16 protein-coding genes are annotated in these 15,825 nt (G+C 66.6%); 7 read left to right on the top strand and 9 right to left on the bottom strand.

Going from position 1 to position 15,825, the window contains the following annotated elements; translation table 11 throughout:
* The first annotated feature begins 76 nt into the window (after positions 1-76).
* From AC1RQ9_RS03130 to AC1RQ9_RS03120, 3 genes are read left to right on the top strand one after another with little or no spacing between them, the layout of a single operon-like run.
* Positions 77-829 (top strand): methyltransferase domain-containing protein, encoded by a 753-nt coding sequence (locus AC1RQ9_RS03130; RefSeq protein WP_485985511.1) that lies wholly within the window; start codon positions 77-79, stop codon positions 827-829.
* A 34-nt stretch (positions 830-863) separates the two neighbouring features.
* On the top strand, positions 864-1,541 hold the full coding sequence (locus tag AC1RQ9_RS03125; RefSeq protein WP_010506572.1) for a phosphatidylserine decarboxylase: 678 nt from the start codon (positions 864-866) through the stop codon (positions 1,539-1,541).
* A 6-nt stretch (positions 1,542-1,547) separates the two neighbouring features.
* Entirely contained in the window at positions 1,548-2,414 is an 867-nt protein-coding gene (locus tag AC1RQ9_RS03120; protein WP_485985510.1) for a CDP-alcohol phosphatidyltransferase family protein, read from the top strand.
* A gap of 66 nt (positions 2,415-2,480) precedes the next feature.
* Here the strand turns inward: AC1RQ9_RS03120 and AC1RQ9_RS03115 are convergent, their stop codons facing one another.
* The 9 genes from AC1RQ9_RS03115 to AC1RQ9_RS03075 form a co-directional block, all read right to left on the bottom strand.
* A complete protein-coding gene (locus tag AC1RQ9_RS03115; RefSeq protein WP_485985509.1) occupies positions 2,481-2,936 on the bottom strand; it encodes an NADH-quinone oxidoreductase subunit B family protein in 456 nt (151 codons plus the stop codon).
* A 6-nt stretch (positions 2,937-2,942) separates the two neighbouring features.
* Positions 2,943-4,415 carry an NADH-quinone oxidoreductase subunit D-related protein gene (locus tag AC1RQ9_RS03110; protein WP_485985612.1) on the bottom strand — a complete coding sequence of 491 codons (1,473 nt, stop codon included), beginning with the start codon at positions 4,413-4,415 and terminating at the stop codon, positions 2,943-2,945.
* Positions 4,415-5,491 (bottom strand): hypothetical protein, encoded by a 1,077-nt coding sequence (locus AC1RQ9_RS03105; RefSeq protein ID WP_485985508.1) that lies wholly within the window; start codon positions 5,489-5,491, stop codon positions 4,415-4,417. The genes AC1RQ9_RS03110 and AC1RQ9_RS03105 overlap by 1 nt, the downstream gene beginning before the upstream one ends.
* Positions 5,488-6,033, bottom strand: coding sequence for a hypothetical protein (locus AC1RQ9_RS03100; RefSeq protein WP_485985507.1), 546 nt, complete (start codon positions 6,031-6,033; stop codon positions 5,488-5,490). The genes AC1RQ9_RS03105 and AC1RQ9_RS03100 overlap by 4 nt, the downstream gene beginning before the upstream one ends.
* A 2-nt stretch (positions 6,034-6,035) precedes the next feature.
* Positions 6,036-7,004, bottom strand: coding sequence for a hypothetical protein (locus tag AC1RQ9_RS03095; protein WP_485985506.1), 969 nt, complete (start codon positions 7,002-7,004; stop codon positions 6,036-6,038).
* Between the two features lie 6 nt (positions 7,005-7,010).
* Positions 7,011-8,750 carry a hypothetical protein gene (locus AC1RQ9_RS03090; RefSeq protein WP_485985505.1) on the bottom strand — a complete coding sequence of 580 codons (1,740 nt, stop codon included), beginning with the start codon at positions 8,748-8,750 and terminating at the stop codon, positions 7,011-7,013.
* 82 nt (positions 8,751-8,832) lie between these two features.
* Entirely contained in the window at positions 8,833-9,684 is an 852-nt protein-coding gene (locus AC1RQ9_RS03085; protein ID WP_485985504.1) for an aldo/keto reductase, read from the bottom strand.
* A 53-nt stretch (positions 9,685-9,737) separates the two neighbouring features.
* Positions 9,738-10,184, bottom strand: coding sequence for a DNA polymerase III subunit chi (locus AC1RQ9_RS03080; protein ID WP_193732449.1), 447 nt, complete (start codon positions 10,182-10,184; stop codon positions 9,738-9,740).
* Positions 10,185-10,226: 42 nt separating this feature from the next.
* The gene (locus AC1RQ9_RS03075; protein ID WP_485985611.1) at positions 10,227-11,693 is read right to left on the bottom strand and encodes a leucyl aminopeptidase; all 1,467 of its coding nucleotides are present in this window, start codon (positions 11,691-11,693) and stop codon (positions 10,227-10,229) included.
* Positions 11,694-11,844: 151 nt separating this feature from the next.
* On the opposite strand from AC1RQ9_RS03075, the gene cysQ reads away from it, so the two are divergent.
* Genes cysQ through AC1RQ9_RS03055 form a run of 4 tightly spaced genes read left to right on the top strand, consistent with a single transcriptional unit; the run spans position 11,845 to position 15,727 of the window.
* Positions 11,845-12,630: a 3'(2'),5'-bisphosphate nucleotidase CysQ gene (gene cysQ, locus AC1RQ9_RS03070; RefSeq protein ID WP_485985503.1), complete on the top strand. Its 786-nt coding sequence runs from the start codon at positions 11,845-11,847 to the stop codon at positions 12,628-12,630.
* A 9-nt stretch (positions 12,631-12,639) separates the two neighbouring features.
* Positions 12,640-13,614 carry an L-threonylcarbamoyladenylate synthase gene (locus tag AC1RQ9_RS03065; protein ID WP_485985502.1) on the top strand — a complete coding sequence of 325 codons (975 nt, stop codon included), beginning with the start codon at positions 12,640-12,642 and terminating at the stop codon, positions 13,612-13,614.
* A 38-nt stretch (positions 13,615-13,652) separates the two neighbouring features.
* The gene (locus AC1RQ9_RS03060; protein WP_485985501.1) at positions 13,653-14,273 is read left to right on the top strand and encodes a hypothetical protein; all 621 of its coding nucleotides are present in this window, start codon (positions 13,653-13,655) and stop codon (positions 14,271-14,273) included.
* A complete protein-coding gene (locus AC1RQ9_RS03055; RefSeq protein ID WP_485985500.1) occupies positions 14,270-15,727 on the top strand; it encodes an FAD-binding oxidoreductase in 1,458 nt (485 codons plus the stop codon). Before AC1RQ9_RS03060 ends, AC1RQ9_RS03055 begins: the two co-directional genes overlap by 4 nt.
* Positions 15,728-15,825: the final 98 nt, after the last annotated feature.

The raw sequence follows: 15,825 nt of genomic DNA, 5'->3' as shown, positions 1-15,825 counted from the left end.
TGCATGGCCTGAATGCCCGACATGACGTGATGGCTCGGGCAGCGAGGTATGCTAGTGTGTACCAATGCCAGCGAACATGCACACCGCCGCAAGTTTCTATGCCACCCGCCGGGGTCAGGCGGCTGCCCGCCTGCTGTGCCAGCGCATGGCCACCTTCTGGCCCGATGCCACGCAGGGGCATACGCTTGGCCTTGGGTACGCGCTGCCTTTCCTGCCGCTGTGGGACCGGCCCGACAGGCCGTGCATGTCGGCGCGGCTGGACACGCACGTCACGCGCGATGCGCTGCCATGGCATGGGCGGGACTGTATCGTAAGTGGCACGCATCTGCCATTCGATGACCTGAAGTTCGACCGCATCGTGATGATCCATGCGCTGGAGGTCAGCGAGGACAAGAACAGCCTGCTGCGGCAGGTCTGGAAAATCCTGAAGGATGACGGGCGGCTGCTGCTGGTCGTGCCCAACCGGGCGGGGCTGTGGGCGCATACCGACAATTCCCCTTTCGGGCAGGGCACGCCATTTTCACGCCGGCAGATCACGCGCTGGCTGGCCAATGCGTGTTTTCAGGCGCAGCGCCATGAAGACGCGCTGTATGTCCCGCCCGCCGGGCCATGCCCCGCAGGCCCGGTCCGCATGGTGGAATGGACGGGCCGCAACCTGTTCCCCCGACTGGGCGGAGTGTGCATGATCGAAGCGGTGAAGGACATATACGCCGCCGTGCCCGCGCGCCCCGTGACACTGGTACCGTCGGGGCTGCGCCTGCGGCAGGCACGGGTTTTTTCACGAAATACCACGCCACGCCGGCAACCACGCGATATGCAGAATACTTGACCAATTTTACCGAAATCTCCATGAACATTATCCCATGTCGCTGATTCAATCCCTCAAGCTCGTCATCGCCCCGCCGCACCCGGCCGCGCGCCCTTTTCTCCTCGCGTCGGGGGCCGGGGCCATCATCGGTCGGCTGCTGCCGTTCCGAGTGACCAGATGGCTTGGTACGGCCAGTGGCCTGTTCTTTGGCTTCTGCCTGTATTTCTTCCGTGACCCCGAACGCGTCACACCAGCCGAACCGAATCTGGCGGTCGCCCCTGCCGACGGCCACATCGTGTCGATCGAGAAAGTGGCCCCCCCGCCGGAACTGGACATGGGCGACGCCCCGGTGTGGCGGGTTGCGACCTTCCTGTCGGTTCTGGACGTGCATGTGAACCGCATGCCGGTGGCGGGCACGGTGACACGGATCGCCTACCATGCCGGGCAGTTCCTGAATGCCAGCCTGGACAAGGCATCCGAACTAAACGAACGCAATGCGCTGCGCGTGACGCTGAAGGATGGCCGGCAGGTTGCCGTGGTCCAGATCGCGGGGCTGATCGCGCGCCGCATCCTGTGCGATGCCGAGGAAGGCATGCAGTACGAAACCGGCGAACGGTTCGGCCTGATCCGCTTTGGCTCGCGCACCGACCTGTACCTGCCGCCCGATGTCACGCCGCTGGTTGAGGTCGGTCAGACCATGATTGGTGGCGAAACCGTGATGGCGCGGCTTTAGTCCGGCATGGCCACCCCCCCCACTACACCGGCACGCCGCACGCGACGGTTAAAAAAACGCCAGCGCCCCCGCGTCCGGGGCCTGTCGTTCAACCGGATGATCCCCAACCTCATGACCATGCTGGGCCTGTGCGCGGGCCTGACGGGCATGCGCTTCGGGCTGGAGGAACGTTTTGGCAGTGCCGCCACCGCGCTGCTGATCGCCGCCTGCATTGACGGGCTGGATGGCCGCATTGCGCGCCTGCTGCGCGGCACCAGCCGTTTCGGGGCGGAATTCGACAGCCTGTCGGATTTCCTGTGCTTTGGCGTAGCCCCGGCTTTCGTGCTGTATCTGTGGGCGCTGCATGAAGGCGGCCGTTTCGGCTACATCCCGTGTATCATGTTCACGGTCTGCATGGCGCTGCGTCTGGCGCGCTTCAACGCCAGTCTGGATGACGATGCCAACCAGCCCAAATACGCCAGCAACTTCTTTACCGGCGTCCCGGCCCCTGCGGGTGCGGGGCTGGCGCTGTTCCCGCTCTTCCTGGGGCTGGAGGCACAGCACCTGCATTGTGACTGGCTGTATGAACTGACGCGCGACCCGCTCCTGCCCGCACTGACGCTCAGTGGCACGGCCTTCCTGCTGGTCTCGACCCTGCCGGTCTGGTCATTCAAGAACTTCAAGGTCCCGTCCCCCATGATCCTGCCCACCATGCTGGGTACGGGGGCCTATGCTGCCGTTCTGGTGGCCGAACCGTGGGGCGCGCTTGCAGCCGCCGGGATCATCTACATCCTGCTGCTGCCCATCAGCAGGCGGAGCTTCCACCGCCTGCGGCGTGAGGCCGAGGCCCTGCAGGAAAGCGATGACCAGCCCGTGGCCGCGCCTGCAAACTGATAAAGCTTCAGGAAACGCCGCCTTTTTGAAAAAGGGTGGCACCCGGAAACTTTTATCCTTTTTATATTATGCGGATAGCCCGTCTTCGCCCTGCATGCGCCAGCGGATCAGGGCGTCGAGTACCTCCGCAGGCGATGGCGGACACCCCGGCAGCAACAGGCTGGCACGCGCACGTCCCCCCACCCCACCCATTACCGCATAATTGGGTGTGAACACGCCCCCATCCACCGCACAGTCCCCGACCGCAGCCAGCAGCCGCGTACCGGGCATGGCCTGCCACGCCAGTTCCACAACCGGAGCCATTTCCACCGTCAGGCTGCCGGTCACCAGCAGCAGGCCGGCCTGTCGCGGCGTGGACACAAAACGGATATCGGAATGCCCTTCCACCAGGGCGCGCGACAGACTGCGCAGTTCCAGCGCACAGCCGGAGCACCCCCCGGTTTCCATATGGAAGATGTCCAGCGGCAGCATACGGGGCAGCACCGCGCCTTCGGGCCAGAACAGGTTCAGATATGCCATCATCCCATCCTACAGGTCTGCCGACGCCGCCGACAGGCCGAGGGAGGCAAGGATAAGCGGCACATCTTCATACACAGCCCCCGACAGTACCTGCGGCAAAGCCTGAAACAGCAGCAGGGACGGGTCACCACACCACCATGCGGCCACCCGGCCATTTTCAACCCGCAGCCAGTGCCAGACAGGCCCGGTCGGCCCTTCGGCACAGCCAATGCCCTCACCCGATCCATATTCATGCACAGATGCTGTCATAAGTGCCGCTGTATCCAGCCTGGACAGCATTTCAACCGCCGTTTCGACTTCATGCAGTCGCAGCGCAAGCCGGGCGGCCACATCACCCGCCATTGTGGGGTATCCGTCCGGCCAGCCGCCGGGTGGGCGGACCATATAGGGTCTCAGGTCTGATTCAGCACCGCCTGCACGCCCCACGCATCCGGCGATCCCCCATTGAGCGGCCATATCCGCCGACAGGACACCCCGCCCCCGCGCCTGCATGGCCATGCCACGCGGCCGCCAGAACAGGCGTTGCAGCGCCTTGCAGCCCGCGCGCAGTTCCGTCAGCAATTCAGGGGGGATGGACAGGATCCGTTCTGTCCCACCCGCGGGCGGCAGCACGTCAAACAGCAGGCGACTGCCACACATGTCCCGACAGGCCTGCCGCACCTGTTCCAGCAGGGTTGCCGCAAGGATGGCGAAACGCCCGTCCGCCAGCAGTTCGGCCGCGATCGTCAGCGTATCCAGATGGGCCATGATACGCCCGAGTTCACCCACGAACATATCTACATCGCGCATTCCCCCGGCGCCATCCTCTTCCATTGCCGCAAGCGCGTCAGAAAAAGCCAGCTGGTGGGCCACTGTGGCCGTTGCGTCAATCCGGGCCACCAGTCGCGCGGCCTGCGCCACGGTCGCCCCGCGCATGCGCGCGTACAGGCCACGATGGGCGTAACCCATGCGGGACTGTACCTGCATGATCCGTTCCCCCGGCAGGCCCAGACGCAGGTGAAAGGGCGCGTTAAAATCCCCCTCCGCCGGACCATGGCCCAATACGGTGCCACCGGCCCGCACCATGGTTGCATCATCAGTGAACTCCACGCCTTCGGGCGGCGCGGGGGCCGGTGGGGGCCGATCATGCAGGGGCCATGTCACCGGCCATCGCCCCTGATCCAGCCACGGGGCGCTGTCTGTTGCCCCCATGGCCTCGATCCCCCACAGATCGTGCATGATGCGTTCAGACGCACTGCCCCCGGTCCGCGCCGGGGACAGGGCCAGATAGCGTCCGTCCGTCACCGCGACACTGGCCAGCAGGGGACGCGTTCCCTCCATGAACAGGGCATGCACCTGCATTCCGTCCGACCATAGGCCAAGAAGCGGCAGGGTGGACCGGGACAGGGCCGCCGCCATGTCACGCCACCCCCCCTCATCCAGCACAAATCGTCCGTTACAGCCTGCGGGCGTACCCCGGCGGATCAGGGCTGCCACCTGCATCACCACGATCCGCCCCCCATCTGATAATACGCAGCACAGGCAAGCACCGCGCATCCCATGACCATCAACAACGTCGCCTGCACCCATGATGGCGTGCCATGCCCCGCCCCCATGCGCGCCGTCATTATCGGCCACAGACTGGCACCAGCCAGCACCGCCACGGGGGGCATTTCACCCATTTCCCCCACCAGTACCAGCACGACCGCCATGCCGGGCAGGGAGGGCGGCCACAGCATGTATCCCGACAGCCACCCGCCCGATGACGGCGTGCAGGCCACGACCAGCAGACAGGCCGCCAGTGGCAATCCCCCCATGAACCCATCCGGCAGGCCCGCAGCCAGCATGGCCCAGCCAGCCCAGTACCCTCCGGGAAAGGACCGTCCCTGCCGCGACAGGACCGCCCATGCCAGCCATACGCAGCCCATGAAGGTCAGCGCAGGCAACAGGCCCGACCAGATATGGGCTGCCTGCGCCACAACCGGCAGAACGGCCAGTATTTCCATGTTCCAACCCGGCGCAACCGGCCCCGGACGGCCCGGAATGCCGCAGGCCAGCAGCAATCCGCCCACCAGCAGGATCGCCCCGGCCTGATCCTGCACCTGTCCCCATCCCGCCTGCAGCATGAACAGGCCACCCTGCGCCACCAGCAGGCCACCCAACCCCATACGCAGTGCCTGCCACCCGTCCCGGTCCAGCCCGCGCGGCCCGATCGCCAGCCCAAGCCGTGCCACCAGCCCGCAGCCCAGCAGGGCACCAAGCAGGTCACACCGCCCGAACGCACCGGCAAGGGCTGCAATACCGGACAGGAAAAAGGGCAGCACATCCTTCTCGCGCGGAAGCACCTCATCACCATGACGCGGCCCGAAAACCCACACGCATAATGCCAGCGCGGGGCCACATCCCATCATGATCCGCACCATATCGGGACCATGGCTGCTGCCCATGCCACACAGGATCAGCAGCAGCACAGCCAGCAGGCCACGCAGCGCCAGCGGTCCACCCGTCACCAGCAGGGCGATCAGGGCCAGCACCATCCAGCCACCCAGCAGGCTGGCGTAAAGCGGCAGCGCCATCATGCCGCCCCGCCATGCGACCGGGGATGCGTGGCCAGCAGGATGTTCAGGCCAATCGCAGCAATGATCACCTCCGCCATGACCAGCAGGCTGCCTGCCCGTGCCGCCAGCAGCATGACGCCATCCAGCCCGCAGGCCAGCCCCGCGCACAACGCGACCGGCCCGCGGGCGATACACGCCCCCCACACCCCGCACAGGATGGCGGCCAGCCCCGTCATGCCCATAAGGCGCGCCGTCATGTCCACCTGTGGTCCCTGCATGATGACCTGCGCCAGCACGGCGATACAGGTCAGTCCGCCCACAAGGCGCAGGCCGCTGCGTTCACGTCCCGCTGCGGGGATATGCAGCATCTGCACGCCCAGCAGCCCAAGCAGTCCCGCCAACCCCACCGCCATGACGCAGGCCAGCCCGACCTGCCCCTGCCCCCAGCGCGACAGGCACACGCACGCAGCCATGCACGCGCCATGCCAGACCGGGCCGCCCCCGCGTCCCCCCGACGTTGAAAGCGAAAGAATGACCAGAACGCCAAACAGCAGCACAAGCATGATCAGCCCATTCCCCGTCCGGCAAACAACAGCACGCCGGCCATGACGGCACATAACAGCGCCAGTCCCGCCCGCCAGCCCGCATGAAGCTGTCCAGACACGACAAAAACCCGTATCGCCGCGACACACCCGCACGCCAGCAGCATATGCACCACCCACAACGCCACTGCCTCCAGCATGGGCACCAGCACCCATGAACGTGACAGGATGTCGGGTTCCACAATCCCTTCGGGCCAGATCAGGTCACGCGCCAGCATCATCCATACCACCGCCAGCAGGTCACGCGCGTACTCGGCCACGGCCCGGTCGGGACCGGCAAGGTCCTCCAGCATGGCTGAAAACAGCCGCGACGTTGTACCGTCGCCCTCACCCACCCCCGCCATGACCAGCGCACCGGCAACCAGCGCCAGCGGCGCGCGTACAAGGTTCATGTCCGCCACATGCGCCTGCCGCACCAGTCCCGCCAGCGTGCCATCGGGCAGGCACATGCCCAGCACGGCGCATGCCAGCAGCATGACAGGCTGGATCATGATCCCACCTGCCACGACCCGCAGTCCCGCATGGCCCGGCCGCGCAAGACCAGGCGCAAGGGCCGCCACCACCAGCGCCAGGAACGCCATTTCCAGCAATCCGCCGATAACCAGCACATCCGACAGGTCACCACCGGGCATGCCAGTGGAAAAGGATGGCACCAGCAACACCGCCACCATGCCCGCAGCCACCGCCAGCCATGGGGCAACCGCCGTTACCTGCGCGCCAGCCGCCGAACGCACGCCCACCTGCCGCCATGCATGCAGCAGGGCGCGCCAGTGCGCGGTCGGGTCAGGCAGGCGGCGTTCGCCCTCCATCATCGCGGCCATCCAGCGCAGTAGCCCGATCCATACGGGCACCGTCACCATGACCAGCGCCATATGGCAGCCCGCAAGCAGGATGGCCTGCATCCGCGCGGCAAGGGAAAACGATGTCATCATGCAGCCCTACCCATGCCACGCGATGAATATCAGCGCCGCCATGCACGCCATGGCCATCACCACCGGCGCGGATGCCATGACGCCACCCGGCCGCAGGCGATCCACGTATCGTACCAGCAGCGTGCATGACCGCCCCATCTGTCGCCGCAGGCGCACGTACTCACGCAGGCACCGCCTGCGCATCACGGGCATCATCACCATATCCAGCAGCATGCGCGCGGGGTTACCCGGCCCCACCTGCGTCAGCGGGTCGCCGAACACCATCCACGGCGGCACGGGGGGCGCGCCCTGCTGCCAGCCCGCGACCTGACGCGCGGGCGTGGGACAGGCCATGCGCCGCAGCACCACGACCACACCCCCTATCAGTGCCACCAGCAGACAAAGCCGCGCGGGATGCAGTAACGCCGCCCCATCGGGCGACGCCAGCGCGACATTGTCCACCAGCGGCCACGTCATGCCATCCGGACCATGTCCCGCCACCAGTCCAAGCCAGTATCCCGGCCAGATGGAGGCACACAGCACCGGCAGCACCGCCAGCAGCAACGTCGCCATTTCCCGCCCCGACGGATCGGACGCCCCGGCGCCGCGCGGCGTACGTGGCCTGCCACACAGCATGACCGCGACAATGCGGACGAGCGCAAGCATGCGCACCGCCCACCCCACCCCCAGCGCCAGAAGTGCGAGCAGCAGCGGCAGGTCCGCCCCCAGCCCCCCGCCACGCGGCATGGCCGCCAGCAGGTGCAGCAGCATCCAGATAATGGAAAAACCCAGCAGGGGCGGCAGCCCGCTTTCCGCCAGAAGCCCGATGGAAAACAGGGCCGACAGGCGCGGCATCAGCACGCCCAGCCCCCCCAGACGGTGCAGTACCAGGGCACCGGCCTCACGCTCCATCGCATCCATGGCACGCGCCATGAACATCCATGTCAGCAGCGTGCCCACAACCAGCATGAACGTACGGCTGGCGCACGTGGCCATGGCGGGCAGGTCATCGGCGCGGGCCAGCAGGCCCAGCCCCGCCAGCACGATCACCAGCGCGCCCGTGCCCCCCAGCAGTCCCGTCATGACCCTGCGCCCGTCACCCGCGCACAGCGCCCGCCACGACGCCGTCATGTACAGCCCGCAGCCCACCACGATCAGCACGCCACCCCAGCGCATGTCCGCCACCATGCCGCCAGCAGGCAGGTGCCCCCACAGCGCCATGGCGGCGATCATCGCGGCGATATCGGCCATGTAAAAGGGACGCAGCCCACGCGGTGATACGCGCGGGGAAAAGGAAAGGCCCAGCAGCCCGCGCGTGGCCAGCCAGCACAGGCCGGGCAGCAGCCAGTCCGCATGGGCCGGAAACACCAGCACCGCCACCATAAGCAGCAGGGCAATCAGGTCGGGCGCCTGGCGGGCATCCATGCGCGGCCCATCATCATGCGGGACATGCGCACGCGCGATCAGCACCCATCCCGCCCCCATGCAGGACAGGACCGGCCCACCGATCACCGCAAGGGCCGCCCCGGCGCAGGCCGCAAGGTCACGCCCACGGGATGCCGCGAACCCCACGATGCCCAGCGGCGCCAGCAGGGCGATATCACGCGCCCCGGAGGAAAAACCGGCCCATGGCACGCCCCCGCCGGACAAGCCGACCCCAAGGCATGACAGGACGGCCATGGCGCATATGGCCAGCCACCCGCCGCGCAGGACGGGCACCATTCCCGCAGCCGACCGTGGCCAGCAGACCGGCAGGACACCTGCCACCCCCACCAGCATTACGGTTACGACAAGGATGACAGGAATGATGACGGTCCTCCCGCATGCCGCCCGGAGGAGGCCGGACGGGTCAGATCATGGCCAGCGGCTCCTTGCGGCGCGGCGGCGCTATGGCTTCATCAATCTCCGCCAGATCATCGCGCGTCAAGGTGATCTCGGTCGCGGCAAGGTTTTCATGCTGATGGCGCGGGCTGCCCGCCTTGGGAATGGCCAGCACGTTTTCCTGCCGCAGCACCCATGCCAGCGCGATCTGCGCCGTGGTCGCAGGCCCAAGGGACGTCGTGTGCCGCTGCGCGATGCGCTTCAGCACCGGCGCACGCAGCAGGTCCCCCCCCTGCCCCAGCGGGGAATAGGCCATGGTCACGATGCCCGCGTCCCGGTCACGTTGCAGCAGGTCGAATTCAACGCCACGGTAATCAAGGCTGTACAGCACCTGATTGGCCGCACAGGGCGTGCTGGCCGGTGTGCTTTCGACCTCACGCATGCCATCGGCATCAAAGTTGGACACACCCCAGCTACGGATCATGCCTGCATCAATCAGGTCATCGAAGCCGGCCAGCGTTTCCTCCAGCGGCACGCTTCCGGGCCAGTGCAGCAGGTAGAGGTCAAGATGGTCGGTGCCCAGACGCTTCAGCGATGCGGCACAGGCCTTGCGCACGCCATCGCGCGAGGCGTTGGAGGGGACGACCTTGCTGACAAGGAACACGTCGTCACGACGTCCCTTTATCGCTTCGCCCACCAGCTTTTCGGAACGGCCGGAGCCGTACATTTCCGCCGTGTCCACCACGCGGATACCCGCGTCGAGACCTGCATGGATGCTGTTGATTTCATCCGCACGGCGGCTGTCGCTGTCCCCCATGTTCCATGTGCCCATGCCCAGCGCGGGCACCGTTGTGCCATTGGGGAAAGTAACCGTCTTCATTGCGCAACCTGCCTTTCGTCCATGTCATCACCCCCACCGTGGCGGAAGGGGGACTATTTACGACGCGCCCAGCCTTTGGGCTGCTGTTGCCAGTAGCTCAGTTCATGGCCACCCTCGCGCCATGCCACCCAGCGTCTGCGCGCGCTTGCGACGGCGGCTTCATCATGGCCATCAAACAGGTCGAACACCCGTTCGAAAGGGGAAAGGTCGGGGACTTCCACCCCATCGAGCAGGAAGGCGAAGGTCGCGCCATTGGGCACGTCCCCGCCTTCCGTCAGCCAGATCGGCTGCCATTGTCCATGCCCCATGGCCTGTGTGCCATGGGGAAGCCATAGCGGGTCGGTCGCCCGCCACAGCCCGTCATCAAGCTCCCGCACCCGTTCCGCTGTCACGCAGCGGACCACCGCCCGCTTGCCTGCCGCCAGCGTACGGCCCAGCAGCGCGGGCAGGACCGCCAGCGCCGGTGAACGCGTCAGGTGATAGAAGCCGATCTGCGCCATGGAGTTCCCTGTTCCGATCCGGCCTGCCGCGCGGGGCAGGCATTACCCTTCGTAATACGTGCCGACCATGCGATCGAGCAGGCGCACGCCAAAGCCGGTCGCCCCCTTGGGCGCGTGCGATGTCGGCTTGGATGTAAACGCCGTCCCCGCGATGTCCAGATGCGCCCACGGCACGTCATTCACGAAGCATTCAAGGAACTTGGCCGCCGTGATCGACCCGCCGGGACGCCCACCGATGTTCTTGAGATCGGCGATATCCGAACGCAGCAGTTCAAGGTAGGCAGCATCCATGGGCATGCGCCACAGCTTCTCGCCTGTCTTTTCACCCGTGGCCGAAAGGTGGCCCGCCAGTGCATCACTGTTGGAGAACAGGCCCGCGCGCTCGATCCCAAGGCTGACCACGATCGCCCCGGTCAGGGTGGCGAGGTTGACCATGAAGCGCGGCTTGAAGCGGTCCTGCGTGTACCACAGCACATCAGCCAGCACGAGGCGGCCTTCGGCATCGGTGTTCAGCACCTCGACCGTCTGGCCCGCCGCCGTGCGCACCACGTCACCCGGACGCTGCGCATTGCCCGACAGCATGTTTTCCACCAGCCCCACGACACCGACGGCGTTCACCTTCGCCTTGCGGCCGGCAAGGGCCGCCATGGTGCCGACCACGGCGGCGGCGCCGGCCATGTCGGTCTTCATTTCGTCCATGCCGGCGGCGGGCTTGATCGAGATGCCGCCCGAATCAAAGGTCACGCCCTTGCCGACGAAGGCCACCGGGGCATCGTCCTGCGCACCGCCATTCCAGCGCATGATGACCGTGCGCGGCGGCGCGTCACTGCCCTGCGCCACACCCAGCAGCGCGCCAAAACCCAGCTTGTGCATGGCGTCGCGGTCCAGTACCTCGACCTCCACCCCAAGGTCACGCAGGGCAAGGATGCGCTGTTCGAATTCGGGCGGCCGCAGCATGTTCGCGGGTTCGGATACAAGGTCACGGCACAGGCATACCCCGCGCGCCACCGCCGAAAGCGGCTGCCATGCCTGACTGGCGTGCGCCGGGTCGGCACAGGCCACGGTCACGTCCGTCAGCGGTCCCGCATCGCCCTTGCGCGGCTGGGTGCGGTACGAATCGAAACGGTAGCTGCCCAGCACGATACCCAGCGCCACATGGGCGGCAAGGTCCGGGGCAACCGTATCCGCCACCACCACGCCGGCCGTTCCCGCATCGGACAGGCCGCGCGCGGCCGCGACACCGGCCTGTTCGGCCACGGTGGCGTCCAGCGCATCCACCTTGCCCAGCCCCACCAGGACCACGCGGTCATAACCCGCGCCGGGGGCAAGCACGACACAGGTTTTTGCAGCATCGAAGCCGAATTTCGCGGCCTTTGCCGCGCGGGTCAGCGCGCCACCCACCGCCGCGTCCAGCGCAGCGAAAGCCCCTGCGGGCGCGCCGGGGGCGGCAAGGATGGCAAGGGTGCCGCTGGTGGGCAGGCTTGCATCGGAAAAGGCGATATCGAGCATATGGATCACGGTGCTCCGCTACGAAGGTGTTGGGCCAACAGGATAAATTCCCGCGCCAGCCTATCACGTCCCGGACCGATACACCCCGTCCGGGGCCATCGGCACCGATAAGGGCATGACGGCGCGCCGTGAGTAAGCTAATGCGAACAGCATGAATACGCCATCCATGCCAGCATATGAGGACGGATTCCTTCTGGATCTGGCCCTGCGTCTTGCCGATGAGGCCGCCGACCTGATCCGCGCCATCCGCGCACGCGGGTTCGCGACCAAGGTCAAGACCGACAGCTCCCCCGTGACCGAAGCCGACCACGCGGCGGAAAAACATATCCTTGCGGGCCTGCGCGCCCATGCCCCCGCCATTCCCGTAGTGGCGGAAGAAGAAGTCGCCGCGGGCATCATGACCGATACCGGGCATGAGTTCTGGCTGGTGGACCCGCTGGATGGCACGCGGGAATTCGCCGCCGGGCGCGACGACTTCACCGTCAATATCGGCCTTGTGCGCGATGGCCGCCCGGTGCTGGGTGCGGTGGCGCTGCCCGCCTATCACCAGCTTTATGGCGCGGGTGCCGGACGTGGGGCGTTTCGCATCGACGCAAATGGCACGCAGGCCATCCATGTCCGCAAGCCACCGGCGGAGGGGCTGACCGTGCTGGCGTCGCGCCATTACGCCGATGACCCGCGCCTGAAGGAATTCCTGGGCGGGCATACCATAGCCCATCTGGGCAATATCGGCTCGGCAGCGAAGTTCATCCGCGTGGCCGAAGGACTGGCCGACCTCTATCCCCGCCTTGGCACCACCATGGAATGGGACACCGCCGCCCCGCAGGCCGTTGTCGAGGCCGCCGGCGGGTCCATCACCACGCCGGATGGCAAGGTGCTGGGCTATGGCAAGACAGGCTTTCGCAATCCGCATTTCCTGTGTCGCGGCGCGGCCTGACGCAGGCCCATGCATACACGCCTGCTGCATAATGACCCGCAGGGGATCGCCACCGCCGCAGCGATACTGCGCGCGGGCGGCCTGGTCGCCTTCGGGACGGAAACGGTTTACGGCCTTGGGGCGGATGCGGGCAATGATATCGCCGTCGCCGCCATTTACACCGCCAAGGGACGACCGGGCATCAACCCGCTGATCAGCCATTTCGCCAGTGCGGAAGCGGCCTTTTCACAGGTGGTGGCCACACCGCTGGCCCGTCGGCTGGCCGAACGGTTCTGGCCCGGTCCCCTGACCATGGTGCTGCCGCGTGCTGCGCATTGCGGCATTTCCCCCATCGCCACCGCGGGCCTGCCCACCGCCGCCGTACGGGTCCCGGCAGGGGACACCACGCAGGCGCTGCTGGCGGCATGCGGGTTTCCGGTCGTGGCCCCTTCGGCCAACCCGTCGGGCCGGGTCAGCCCGTCCGACGCGCAGCATGTACTGGCGGGACTGGAGGGCCGTATCGACGCGGTCCTTGACTGCGGGCCATGCCGCGTGGGTGTGGAAAGCACGATCATCGACCTCGGTGGCGACACCCCTGTCCTGCTGCGCCCCGGCGGCATTACGCTGGAGGCGCTGGAGGAAGCATGCGGCATGAAGCTGGCCCAGCCCGCGCGCAGCGATGATGCCCGCCCCAGCGCCCCCGGCCAGCTTTCATCGCATTACGCGCCCGGCCTGCCGGTACGGCTGGAGGCAACGGCGGTCGAGCCTGATGAGGCCCTGCTGGCATTCGGTCCCCCGCTGCCCGGTAGCGGGCTGGTATGGAACCTGAGTGAAGCGGGTGATTTGCATGAAGCGGCAGCGCGCCTCTTCGCGGGGCTGCGGTTTCTTGATATGGAGGGTCACCGCCGGGGACTGGTCAGGATTGCGGTGCAGCATGTGCCCGGACATGGGCTGGGCCGTGCGATCCGTGACCGCCTGATCCGTGCGGCCAGCCCGCGAGTATAATAGTTTCAACCGCATGATCCGATCCCGGTGCCCCTGAAATGAGCGACACAATCGACCCCAAGGAACTGAAAATCCTTTCGGATATCCTTGCACTCGTACTGGAAGACCATGCAGGCCAGTCGGAAAACGCACTGGCTGCAATCCGCACGCGGGCGAAAAAGAATCAGGTGACGGGCGGCGCACTGAAAAACCTGTTTGCCGCCATCGCCCCCAATCCCCCCAAAAAGGCGGCGCCAAAACCGCGCGCCCCCCGCGCCACGAAGGCCAGTGCGGCGGCGGCAAAAGAGATTCAGGAGTCGCACCAGCGGATTTCCCAGCTGACGGAAAGCATTCGCCGGCTGGACACGGAAATCCGTGACCTGAAGGTGAATAATGGTGCGCTGATGGCGGAACTGAACCAGACGCGGCAGGCCCGTGCCGAAACGCAAGCCGCGCTGTCGTCCGCCGTGCAGTACCGCCCCGCCCCGCGCCGTTCGGGCCTGCTGGTGGCGGCGGCGGTGGGTGCGCTGACCGGCTTCGCCCTGACCGAAACGTGGCACCTGTTTATGTCCGGCAGCCCCGCGCAGGCCAGCGCCACCTACCCACCCGTCCATCATCATGGGCAGGCCTGGCTCATGCCGCCCGCCCATCCCCTTCTTGCAGGAAACATGCCGTCATGACCGTCTCCCCCCCCACCACACCGGCACGGCAGGACCTGATTGCCCGTTTTACCGACATGCTGGGACCGGTGGGCGTGATTACGGGTGAAACCGATACCGCATCCTACTGCACCGACTGGCGCAACCTGTATCATGGCCGCGCACTGGCGGTGCTGCGTCCCGCCAGCACGGAAGAACTGTCACGGCTTGTGCAGTTATGTAACGAACATGACGTGCCCATGGTGCCGCAGGGCGGCAATACCAGCATGGTGGGCGGCGCCACGCCTGATGGCAGCGGGCGTGAAGTCATCATCTGCCTGTCGCGCATGAACCGTATCCGCAACATCGACCCCAATGACCTGACCATGGAAATCGAGGCGGGCGTAACACTGAAGGCGGCGCAGGATGCGGCAAGGGAAGCCGGGTTCATGCTGCCGCTGTCCATCTCGTCCGAAGGGTCGGCGCAGATCGGCGGCGTGCTGGCCACGAACGCGGGCGGCAACAACACCCTGCGTTACGGCAATGCGCGTGAACTGGTGCTGGGGCTGGAAGCGGTCATGCCCGATGGCGGGGTGTTCCATGGCCTGCGCCGCCTGCGCAAGGACAATACGGGTTACGCCCTGCGCCAGCTTCTGATCGGGTCCGAAGGCACGCTGGGATTCATCACCACGGCCATCCTGCAGCTTCACCCGCAGCCGCGCGCGATCGAGGCCGCCCTGTGTGCGGTGGATGACGCCGAAGCCGCGCTGAAGCTGCTGGGGCTTTTGCGCGCGCGCGATCCCGCATTGCTGCAGGCGTTCGAGTTCATGTCCGGCATCGGCATGGACATGGTGATCGACCTGATCCCCGGCACGACCCTGCCGCTGGGGGAACGGGCCCCTGCCTATGTGCTGCTGGAACTGGCCACCCCCCGCCCCGATGCCGACCTGCGCGAATATGCCGAGGACGTGCTGGGCGATGCGCTGGAAGAAGGCATCATCACCGATGCCGTCATTGCCGAAAGCGAGGGCCAGCGCACCGGGCTTTGGAAACTGCGTGAAGAACATGCCGAAGCCCAGCGCCGCGCGGGCGCCAGCGTCAAGAATGACGTATCGGTGCCCGTGACCCACGTGCCCGAACTGATCGGGCGCGCCACCGTGGCGTGTGAGAAACTGATACCGGGCATCCGCCCCGCCCCGTTCGGCCACATGGGCGATGGCAACATCCATTTCAACCTGGTCCAGCCCGAAGGCATGGCGCCCGACGCGTTCCTGGCCCGCAGCCATGACATCATGGATACGGTGGCGGCGATCGTGAAGGAACTGGATGGTTCGTTCTCGGCCGAACACGGGGTGGGGCAGCTCAAGCCCTACATGATGCCGTCATGGCGTGGTGGCGCGGAACTGGCGGCCATGCGCCATATCAAGGCTGCCCTTGATCCGAAAAACCTCATGAACCCCGGCAAGGTCCTGCCCCCCGTCACACCGGGGACATGAGGCCGCCAGCCTGCGCACGGCGGGCCGAAGGCCGGATCCAACCCCAATGCATGAAGGGATCACCCCTTTTGCACCGGCGGGAACAGGGTTAGACAGGG

The organism is Komagataeibacter ossonobensis, from assembly GCF_057359305.1.
Note: the sequence above shows the minus strand (reverse complement) of the source record. Positions and strands in the feature narration are given on the sequence as shown.

Excerpts from the sequence above, each read along its gene's own strand:
- AC1RQ9_RS03095 (WP_485985506.1), bottom strand. The coding sequence starts at position 7,004 with ATGATGACATCGTTTTCCCTTGCCGCGCGGATGCAGGCCATCCTGCTT.
- AC1RQ9_RS03110 (WP_485985612.1), bottom strand. The coding sequence starts at position 4,415 with ATGCAGGTGGCAGCCCTGATCCGCCGGGGTACGCCCGCAGGCTGTAAC.
- AC1RQ9_RS03130 (WP_485985511.1), top strand. The coding sequence starts at position 77 with ATGCACACCGCCGCAAGTTTCTATGCCACCCGCCGGGGTCAGGCGGCT.
- cysQ (WP_485985503.1), top strand. The coding sequence starts at position 11,845 with ATGAATACGCCATCCATGCCAGCATATGAGGACGGATTCCTTCTGGAT.
- AC1RQ9_RS03055 (WP_485985500.1), top strand. The coding sequence starts at position 14,270 with ATGACCGTCTCCCCCCCCACCACACCGGCACGGCAGGACCTGATTGCC.
- AC1RQ9_RS03065 (WP_485985502.1), top strand. The coding sequence starts at position 12,640 with ATGCATACACGCCTGCTGCATAATGACCCGCAGGGGATCGCCACCGCC.
- AC1RQ9_RS03075 (WP_485985611.1), bottom strand. The coding sequence starts at position 11,693 with ATGCTCGATATCGCCTTTTCCGATGCAAGCCTGCCCACCAGCGGCACC.
- AC1RQ9_RS03115 (WP_485985509.1), bottom strand. The coding sequence starts at position 2,936 with ATGATGGCATATCTGAACCTGTTCTGGCCCGAAGGCGCGGTGCTGCCC.
- AC1RQ9_RS03105 (WP_485985508.1), bottom strand. The coding sequence starts at position 5,491 with ATGATGGCGCTGCCGCTTTACGCCAGCCTGCTGGGTGGCTGGATGGTG.
- AC1RQ9_RS03120 (WP_485985510.1), top strand. The coding sequence starts at position 1,548 with ATGGCCACCCCCCCCACTACACCGGCACGCCGCACGCGACGGTTAAAA.
- AC1RQ9_RS03060 (WP_485985501.1), top strand. The coding sequence starts at position 13,653 with ATGAGCGACACAATCGACCCCAAGGAACTGAAAATCCTTTCGGATATC.
- AC1RQ9_RS03080 (WP_193732449.1), bottom strand. The coding sequence starts at position 10,184 with ATGGCGCAGATCGGCTTCTATCACCTGACGCGTTCACCGGCGCTGGCG.
- AC1RQ9_RS03085 (WP_485985504.1), bottom strand. The coding sequence starts at position 9,684 with ATGAAGACGGTTACTTTCCCCAATGGCACAACGGTGCCCGCGCTGGGC.
- AC1RQ9_RS03125 (WP_010506572.1), top strand. The coding sequence starts at position 864 with ATGTCGCTGATTCAATCCCTCAAGCTCGTCATCGCCCCGCCGCACCCG.
- AC1RQ9_RS03100 (WP_485985507.1), bottom strand. The coding sequence starts at position 6,033 with ATGCTTGTGCTGCTGTTTGGCGTTCTGGTCATTCTTTCGCTTTCAACG.